Genomic DNA, 8,299 nt, shown 5'->3' with positions numbered 1-8,299 from the left:
CCGCCGCCCCCGCGCGGCGCCGCCTCCTCCAGGGCGCCCGGGTGGCCAGCCTGCTGGCCGCGCTGGTGCTGGGCTTCGTCGGCTACCTGTTCACGCTCTCGCACGTCCAGGAACGGCACTTCCAGTCCACCGCGTACAAGACCTTCCGGGACCAGCTCGCCCGGGCTGTCGCCCCCACCGGGGCCGCCGCCGACGGCGCCCCGGTGGCCCTGCTGGACATCCCGGCGATCGGCCTGCACCAGGCCGTCGTGGTCGAGGGCACCACCGGCCGGGACCTCATGCGCGGGCCCGGCCACCGCCGGGACACCGCCCTGCCCGGCCAGGGCGGCGTCGCGGTGCTGTTCGGCCGCGGCGCCACCTTCGGCGCGCCCTTCGCGCAACTGTCCGGGCTCCGGGTCGGCGACAAGATCGAGGCCACCACCGGGCAGGGCAAGTTCACCTACACCGTCAACGTGTACGGCGACGGCGACCACCCGATCACCGACCCGGCCCGCAACCGGCTCGTCCTGGTCACCGGGGACTCGGACTGGATCCCCGGCTCGACCGTGATGGTCGGAGCCCGGCTGGACGGCGACCCCCAGCAGAACCCCGGCGGCCGGCCCCGGACCGTCCCGTACGACAAGGCGCTGGCCGCCGACAAGGGCGCGCTGGCCACGCTGCAACTGTGGTCGCTCGGACTGCTGGGCGTGGTGCTCGGCGCGCTCCTGCTGGCCCGGTACTGGCGGGCCTCGGCGGCCTACCTGAGCCTCGCGCCGGTGCTCGGCGCACTGCTCTGGGCGGTCTACGAGAACGCCGCCGCCCTGCTGCCCAACCTCTACTGAAGCGCGCCCGGAAGGCCGTACCGATGACGGATGCACCGATGACCGACACCCCGACCACCGGCCTGGGGACGGTCGACGCCCCGGCGACCGACCCGGCCGCCGACACCCTCACCCTCCCGCCGCTGCCGCCGGCCCCGCACCCCGGCGGCGAGCCGCTGGCCGGGCTGGAGACCAGGGAGGTCTCCGCCTGGTTCGGCGCCCGCAAGGTGCTGGAGCGGGTCTCGCTGGCGATGCCGGCCGGCGAGGTCACCGCGCTGATCGGCCCGTCCGGCTGCGGCAAGTCCACCTACCTGCGGATCCTCAACCGGATGCACGAGATGGTGCGCGGCGCCGCGCTCTCCGGCGAGGTGCTGCTGGAGGGCGACGACGTCTACCGCCCCGGTCGGCGCCCCGCCGAGGTGCGGCGCCGGATCGGCATGGTGTTCCAGCGGCCCAACCCGTTCCCGGCGATGTCCATCCAGGACAACGTCGCCAGCGGCCTGAAGCTGGCCGGGATCAAGGTCTCCAAGGAGGAGCGCCGGGACCTGGTGGAGACCAGCCTGCGCCGCGCCGGGCTCTGGGACGAGGTCTCCAGCCGGCTGCACACCCCGGGCGGCTCGCTCTCCGGCGGGCAGCAGCAACGCCTGTGCATCGCACGGTCGTTGGCGGTCTCGCCGGACATCCTGCTGATGGACGAGCCGTGCTCCGCGCTCGACCCGACCTCCACCCGACGGGTCGAGGAGACCATCGCCGAACTGCGCGGGCGGCTCACCATCGTGATCGTCACCCACAACATGCAGCAGGCCCAACGCGTCTCGCAGACCTGCGCCTTCTTCCTGGCCACCCACGACACCCCGGGCCGGATCGTGGAGGCCGGGCCGACCGCGCAGGTCTTCGGCAACCCGCGTGACCAGCGGACCTCCGACTACGTGAACGGCCGCTTCGGGTAGGCCCGGGCGATACGTCCTAGGGGAGCTAGGGGAGCCAGGGAAGTCGCAGCAGCTCCTCCAGCACCGCCGCGACGCCGTCCTGCTCGTTGCTCACGGTGTGCAGCGGCACCGCCGCCAGCACCTGCGGGTGCGCGTTGGCGACGGCGTACGCGGTGCCGGCCCAGTCCAGCATCTCCAGGTCGTTCGGCATGTCACCGAAGGCCACCACCTCGCTCCGGTCGATCCCGTGCCCGGCGCACCAACGGGCCAGCGTGCTGGCCTTGGTGACGCCGGGCGCGCTGATCTCCAGCAGCGGGATCGGCGCCGAGCGGGTGATCTCGGCCAGCTGCCCGGCCGCCTCCCGGGCCCGGGTGAGGAACGTGTCCGGGTCGAGGTCGGGGTGCTTGGCCAGCAGCTTGAACAGGCCCCGGACCGGCCCGCCGGCGCTCAGCAGCTTCTCCGCCGGGCCGACCGCGTGCTCCAGGTCGTCGCCCCACATCGGCACCGCGTACTCGGGCTCGCGGGCCCACCCGTCCGGGTACTCGAAGGCGAACGCGGTACCGGGCAGCTCGGCGCGCAGCACCTCGACCACCGCCAGGGTGGTCTCCACCGGCAGCGGGAACGACTCCAGCAGCTCACCGCGCCGCACGTCCACCACCGCGCCGCCGTTCGAGCAGATCGCCACCCCGTGGCCGCCGATGTGCGCGCTCACCTGCTGCATCCAGCGCGGCGGCCGCCCGGTGACGAACACCACCTGCACCCCGGCCGCCTCCGCGGCCGCCAGGGCCGCGGCGGTGCGTTCGCTGACGGTGCCGCCGGCGCACAGCAGGGTGCCGTCCAGGTCGGTGGCGATGAGGCGGGGGGCGGTACGGGCTTCGGTCACCGGTCCATCTTCGCCCATCGGTGCCGCACCGGTCACCGGCGAGGACGGACCTCGTCGCGGACCCGCAGGACGGCGCCGCCGACCCGCCGGACCTGTGGCTTTCGGCCCCCGAGGCGCCGTTTCCGGCCTATTCGCCCGGCGGCCGGGGTGTCCCCGGGGCGCGACGGGCAGGAGTGTGCACGGCCACCCCGTCGGCAGGAAGAGCCATGCCCACTCGCCAGCTCCGAGACGAGCCTCCCCCGACCATCCCGCCCGCCGCCTCCCCGGACGCCTCCTCGGACGCCTCCTCGGGCGCTTCCTCGGGCGCTTCCTCGGGCGCTTCCCCGGACGTTTCCTCGGACGCCTCCCGCGAGCCGGTCCTGCTCGGCGACGTCCTCTTCCACACCCTCGCCGAGATCGCCCGCCGCGCCCCCGAGCCCCGCCTCCCGGCCCAGCGCACCCGCCCGCACCCGTAGGCCCTGCCCGGTCGAGCTGCGCCACCGCCCTTTCGGAACACGGAATTTGATGCCGTCTCACCTCTGGTCGCGCATTGTTCGATTCCCTAAACTGCACTCCCCACCCGCCGGCACCGGAGCACGCCATCGGGGCGTGCTCGGCCGCGCCGGCCAGCCCCACCAGGAGGTCTTGACATGGTCAAGCACTACTTCAAGTACGCCCTGAGCACCCTGACCGCCGCCATGTTCGCGCACATGGCCTGACCGAGTCGTCCCGGCCTGGGCCGGGGTGAGCATCCCCGGCCCAGGTTCCAGGAGGTCTCGTGTTCGGCACTGCGGTGAGTCAACTCCGGTACGGCGCATCGATCCTGCTCAACCGCAGGATCCGGCCCCAGGACCTCGGACGGATCGCCGACGACATGGTCCGCACGCTCGCCGAGTTCGGCGAGCCGGGCGCGGACTCGGCACTGCTGCCGGGGCAGGCCGGGCAGGTCGACCCGGAGGTGCGGCGCACGGTCACCCGGCGGAGCCTGCGGGCCACCGCGCGCGCCGCCGTCCGCCACACGGCCTACTACCGGCGGACCTTCGACGACCTCGGGATCGACCCCGACACGCTCGACACGGAGACCTGGTCGCGGGTGCCCGTCACCCCGAAGGCGGCCCTGCGCGGCCTGCCCGCCGCGTTCGTCTCCGCCGCCGCCGCGCCCGCCCTGATGGCGCTGACCACCGGCACCAGCGGCACCCCGACCGCGGTCTGGTACTCCCGGGCCGAGTTGGAGACGACGATCGCCCTCAGCACCATCTCGGCGGCACTGACCCTCGGGCTGCGCCCCCGGCACACCGTGGCGTACGCGGGCTGCTCCAGGGCCACCCTGCCGCTGGTCGTCGCCGAGGAGTCCACCACCCGGGTCGGCGCCTCGTTCGTCCAGTTCGGGACGATCGACCCCGCGCTCGCCCTGGACCGCCTCGCCGCACCGCTCGGCCTGCCCGGCAAGGCCCCGCAGATCACCCACCTCACCGCCTCCGCGTCGTACCTCTCCGCGCTCGTGCAGGAGGCCGAACAGGGCGGGTGGCGGTCCGCGGACTTCGGGCTGGAGAGCATCGGGGTGGGCGGCGAGGTGCTGTCGGCCCCCCTGCGGGAGCGGGCCGAAGCGGCGTTCGGCGCACCGGTGTCCACGTCCTACCTGATGACGGAGACGCTCCCCTCGGGCGGCACGCCGTGCTCCCAGGGGCATCTGCACCACACCACCGAGTTCGGGCACCTGGAGGTGCTCGACCCGCAGACCTGGGAGCCGACCGCGCCGGGGGAGGTCGGCATGCTGGTGCACACCCCCTTCGTGCCCTACCGGGAGTGCACCCTGCTGCTGCGGTACGCCACCGGCGACCTGGTCCGGCTGCCCGTCGGCGAGGCCGGGTGCGAGTGGGCGCACCTGCCGGCCACGTCCGCCGTCCTGGGCCGCTGGTCGGGGCCGCTCAGCGCCTCCGTGCCGACCAGGGACGTCCTCGACCTGGTCGAGGGGGAGCCGGACGTGCCGCTGCCGGCCAGGTACACGCTGACCGAGGAGCCGGACGGCGGTGCGCTGCTGCACCTCCTGGTCCGTGCGCTGCCCGCGGCGACACTGCACCGCAGGCTCGAACAGGGGGCATCGGCGGCGGGGCTGCCGCTGGCCGGCATCGTGCTCCACGACGACCGGTCGAAACTGCCGCCGTCCAGCCCGGTCCGCGCGGACCTGCGGGAACACACCTTCGAGTCGGCCCGTCCGGTCGGCGTCCGGGCCGGGAGCGGCGCATGAACGCGATCCCCCTCGTCGCCCTGAGCTGCTGCGTGGCCCTGCTGATGGCCGCGGCCGGGGGGTACCTGGTCCGCGTGCGGATGCCCAGGCCTCCGGTGGGCGTCTACACCTCCGGCGACATCGCCGTCCTGTGCGTCGGCGTCGTGCTCGCCCCGCTGCTCTACCTCAAGCTGCCGGGCGTGGTCGTCTCGGCGCTGTTCGGCCTGGTGCTCTGCCTGGCGGTGCAGTTCACCCTGGCACCGGTCTGCTCCGGCCGCTGGGCCTGGGGCCTCGCACTCGTGGCCGCCGGCGCCACGGCGGCGTGCAGCGGCCACCCCGTCGCGGTGCGCGCCTGCACCGACGTGATGCTCGCCGTCGCGGTGGTGGGCGTGGCCAACCTGTGGACGCAGAGCGGAATGCGATCGGCGCACGCGGCCGGCCTGGCCGCCGTCCTGTCCTGCTACGACCTGGTGGCGACCACCCTGACGCAGGTCACCGCGAACTTCGTCACCCAGGTCCAGGGACGGCCGTTCGCCCCGATGCTCGTCCTGACGGGCGGCAGCCCGCCGGTCGCCGTGGGCCTCGGCGACCTGCTGCTCCTCGTACTGTTCCCGCTGGTCGCCGCCAAGGCGTTCGGACGGACGGCCGCGTTGCTGGCGGCAGCCGTCGGAGTGGTCGTGACCAGCGCGGTCAGCGCGCTGTTCGCCCTGGGCGTGCTGACGGCGGGCTTCCCCCTGCTGACCGTGCTCGGCCCCCTGATCGTGGTGCAGCACGTGCTGTGGTCGCGCCGACTGGGCGGCGAGCGGACGACGGCCCGCTGGCGCTCCGGCACCGAATCGCCGGCCCCACGCCCCGACCGCCTCCAGCCGGACCCCGCCCTGACGTCGGCCCTGTCCCTCACCCCGCCCACCGGACTGGCACCGGGCACCTGGATCGCGATCGCCGACGGCCAGATCCTCGGCACCGGCAACTCCCCCGGCCTCGCCCGCCGCGCCGCCCGCCAGCGCGGCACGGACACCCTCCCCATCGTCCGCCAGCTCTGACCGGCCGCCCTTCAGCGGACTTCTGACGACGGCGGCCACGGCGTTCGCGGCTACGGGCGATGGGATTGGCTCGGCACGCGCCGTGCGCTGGTGAACCTCTGCCGTCGCCCGCCGGCGGCCAGTTCGCCGAGGCGCTCGCCGATGACGGAGACGCCGGGGCGGGGCTCCTGCGCGTAGTACCAGGGCTTGCGGCGGCGCAGCAAGGCCTCTCCGTGCTCGCTCCAGGTGAACCCGGGCTTCCGCAGCAGCCTCCGGAACACCGAGTCGGCGGTCTCCGGGTGGGCGGCGGCCAGCCGGCGGATCGGCAGTGGCGTGATCGACTCCTCGCGCAGGTACGTGCGCAGCAGGTCCTGGTGCGGTTTACGGCCCGTGCGGGAAGGGGCGGCGAAGAGGTCCCGCAACAGCCCGTAGCCCGCGTAGAAGTTGAGTCCGTCGACCTCGTCGTAGATGACTCCGACGGTGTCCGCATCCGCAAGGTCCCGTGGCAGCTCGAAAGCCGGAAAGTCGAGGGCCGGGCGCCGCCCGCCCCGGGCGCGGTCGGGATGCTCGGCGGCGGTGTCCTCCCGCCGGTGCCGGTAGTAGGCGTTGAGCCGTTCCTCGGCTTCGGCGGGCGGAAGGACCAGTTCGTCGCTGCCGAAGAACTCGACGAACGCGGCCCGGTCCTTCCGCATCGACGCCCACCCCTGCTCGATCTTCTCGGGGTTGCGGAAGACCAGTTCGGGGTGGCTGGTGGCCAGTTGGAGTGCGGCCCGGGCGATCTCGGTGGCGCTGGACTTGGGGTAGTACGACATCGCCCCGGAGACCAGCCACGTCCCGTCGGCCGAGAAGACCGGCACCAGGCAGGTGTGGAGGAACCCTCCCCTCGTCACTCCGCGGAAAGCAGCCCGTCCGGCGTTCGAGTAGGTGCGGTACTCCAGGTCGTCGACCAGGTTCAGCAGGACGAGGGCATCCCCGTCCTTGCGGCAGATCTCGAAGATCCCCTCGACCGGGTCCCGCCAGCCGAGCAGCATCTCCCGGTCGATCTCGCCCAAGTCCCGCCGCCCACCGACGAACCGGTCCACCACCGTCGAACCGTCCGGCAGGCGGAAGCGCAGGATGAAGTGGTCGGTGATCCGGACCGCCTCACCCTCGTCCAGCAGCCGCTCCGGCCCGGCGGCCTCCAGCAGCAGGGGAGTCAACCACCGGTCGAAGCGCGCACCCTGCGCGAAGGCGACCAGCTCCCCCTTCAACTCGGCACAGCGCTCGATGAGGTCGGCGAGCGCGCGCTCGCCGTGATCCGCGCCCCGAACGGCGATCGCCATGTCCTGCTCTCCCCACAAGCCGGTTCCGAAGTGATCCGAAGTGATGTGCGAGTTGCTCGGCTCTCGCCGTAGGCACCGACGGTGGACCTCATCGATCATGGTCCAAAGCTCGGCCCCGCCCTGCCCGATGCACCCACGGCGCCACGGTAGCGGCCGTGAAGGCGCTCTAGCCGAGGGTCGCTCGAAACCTCACCTGCCGGAGTGAACACGTAGGGTCGACGGCATGCGCTTGAGTACCGTGATCCTCCCCATCCACCGGTGGAGCGAGGGGCAGAAGATCTGGCAGCGTGCCGAGGAGCTCGGCTTCCATGCCGCCTACACCTACGACCACCTGTCCTGGCGGAGCTTCCGGGACGAGCCGTGGTTCGGCTCGGTTCCCACGCTGACGGCTGCGGCGACCGCCACCGAGCGGATCCGGCTGGGGACGCTGGTGACGTCGCCGAACTTCCGGCACCCGGTGACGCTGGCGAAGGAGCTGATCACGCTGGACGACGTGTCCGGCGGGCGGGTGACGCTGGGCATCGGGGCCGGCGGGACGGGCTTCGACGCGACGGCGTTGGGGCAGGAGGCGTGGTCGCCGAAGGAGCGGGCGGACCGGTTCGGTGAGTTCCTGCCGCTGCTGGACGAGCTGCTGCGTACGGACGCCACGACGCGCGAGGGGGCGCACTACTCGGCGGTCGAGGCGCGGAACATCCCCGGCTGCGTGCAGACGCCGCGACTGCCGTTCTACGTCGCCGCGACCGGTCCGCGCGGGCTGAGGCTGGCGGCCGAGTACGGCCAGGGCTGGGTGACGTACGGGGACCCGAAGGGTCCGGCGGACGTGCCCGTCGAGCGGGCGCCCGAGGTGGTCGGGAAGCAGATCGAGAAGCTGACCGCGGCCTGCGCCGCGACCGGGCGGGACGTGCGCGAGCTGGAGAAGATGCTGCTCCAGGGCTCGACGGCGGAGCGGCCGCTTCAGTCGCTGGACGCCTTCGTGGACTGGGCGGGGAAGTACCAGGAGCTGGGCATCACCGAGTTGGTGATCCACTGGCCGGTGCCGGACTCGATCTTCGAGAACGACCTCGCCGTCTTCGAGCAGATCGCCACCGAGGGCCTCGCCCAGCTGGGCTGAGCGTTGCGTCGACCCTGAGGGGGGAT

At 73.3% G+C, this 8,299-nt stretch carries 8 protein-coding genes; 6 read left to right on the top strand and 2 right to left on the bottom strand.

The features are described from left to right. Nucleotides 1-821, top strand: an 821-nt coding sequence (locus tag ACFWPI_RS09300) for a sortase (protein WP_380424695.1), incomplete at its 5' end; no start/stop codon positions are given. Nucleotides 822-859: 38 nt separating this feature from the next. Beyond that, on the top strand, nucleotides 860-1,750 hold the full coding sequence (locus ACFWPI_RS09295) for a phosphate ABC transporter ATP-binding protein (protein ID WP_079135714.1): 891 nt from the start codon (nucleotides 860-862) through the stop codon (nucleotides 1,748-1,750). Between the two features lie 25 nt (nucleotides 1,751-1,775). Here the strand turns inward: ACFWPI_RS09295 and ACFWPI_RS09290 are convergent, their stop codons facing one another. After that, nucleotides 1,776-2,630: an HAD family hydrolase gene (locus tag ACFWPI_RS09290; RefSeq protein WP_380379594.1), complete on the bottom strand. Its 855-nt coding sequence runs from the start codon at nucleotides 2,628-2,630 to the stop codon at nucleotides 1,776-1,778. 188 nt (nucleotides 2,631-2,818) lie between these two features. On the opposite strand from ACFWPI_RS09290, the gene ACFWPI_RS09285 reads away from it, so the two are divergent. From ACFWPI_RS09285 to ACFWPI_RS09275, 3 genes are all read left to right on the top strand, one after another. Beyond that, nucleotides 2,819-3,067, top strand: coding sequence for a hypothetical protein (locus ACFWPI_RS09285; protein WP_380379597.1), 249 nt, complete (start codon nucleotides 2,819-2,821; stop codon nucleotides 3,065-3,067). Nucleotides 3,068-3,369: 302 nt separating this feature from the next. After that, entirely contained in the window at nucleotides 3,370-4,839 is a 1,470-nt protein-coding gene (locus tag ACFWPI_RS09280) for a phenylacetate--CoA ligase family protein (protein WP_380379599.1), read from the top strand. Beyond that, a complete protein-coding gene (locus tag ACFWPI_RS09275; RefSeq protein WP_380379600.1) occupies nucleotides 4,836-5,861 on the top strand; it encodes a hypothetical protein in 1,026 nt (341 codons plus the stop codon). Before ACFWPI_RS09280 ends, ACFWPI_RS09275 begins: the two co-directional genes overlap by 4 nt. 50 nt (nucleotides 5,862-5,911) lie before the next feature. Here the strand turns inward: ACFWPI_RS09275 and ACFWPI_RS09270 are convergent, their stop codons facing one another. Next, nucleotides 5,912-7,162, bottom strand: a complete 1,251-nt coding sequence (locus ACFWPI_RS09270) for a hypothetical protein (RefSeq protein WP_380379603.1) — start codon at nucleotides 7,160-7,162, stop codon at nucleotides 5,912-5,914. A 223-nt stretch (nucleotides 7,163-7,385) separates the two neighbouring features. Here ACFWPI_RS09270 and ACFWPI_RS09265 point away from each other — a divergent pair, with 223 nt between their 5' ends. Beyond that, on the top strand, nucleotides 7,386-8,273 hold the full coding sequence (locus tag ACFWPI_RS09265; RefSeq protein WP_380379606.1) for an LLM class flavin-dependent oxidoreductase: 888 nt from the start codon (nucleotides 7,386-7,388) through the stop codon (nucleotides 8,271-8,273). Nucleotides 8,274-8,299 lie beyond the last annotated feature (26 nt).

Source organism: Kitasatospora sp. NPDC058492 (assembly GCF_042720685.1).
In the GTDB taxonomy this organism is placed as follows: Bacteria; Actinomycetota; Actinomycetes; order Streptomycetales; family Streptomycetaceae; genus Kitasatospora.
This window is presented reverse-complemented; position numbering and strand designations above follow the sequence as displayed.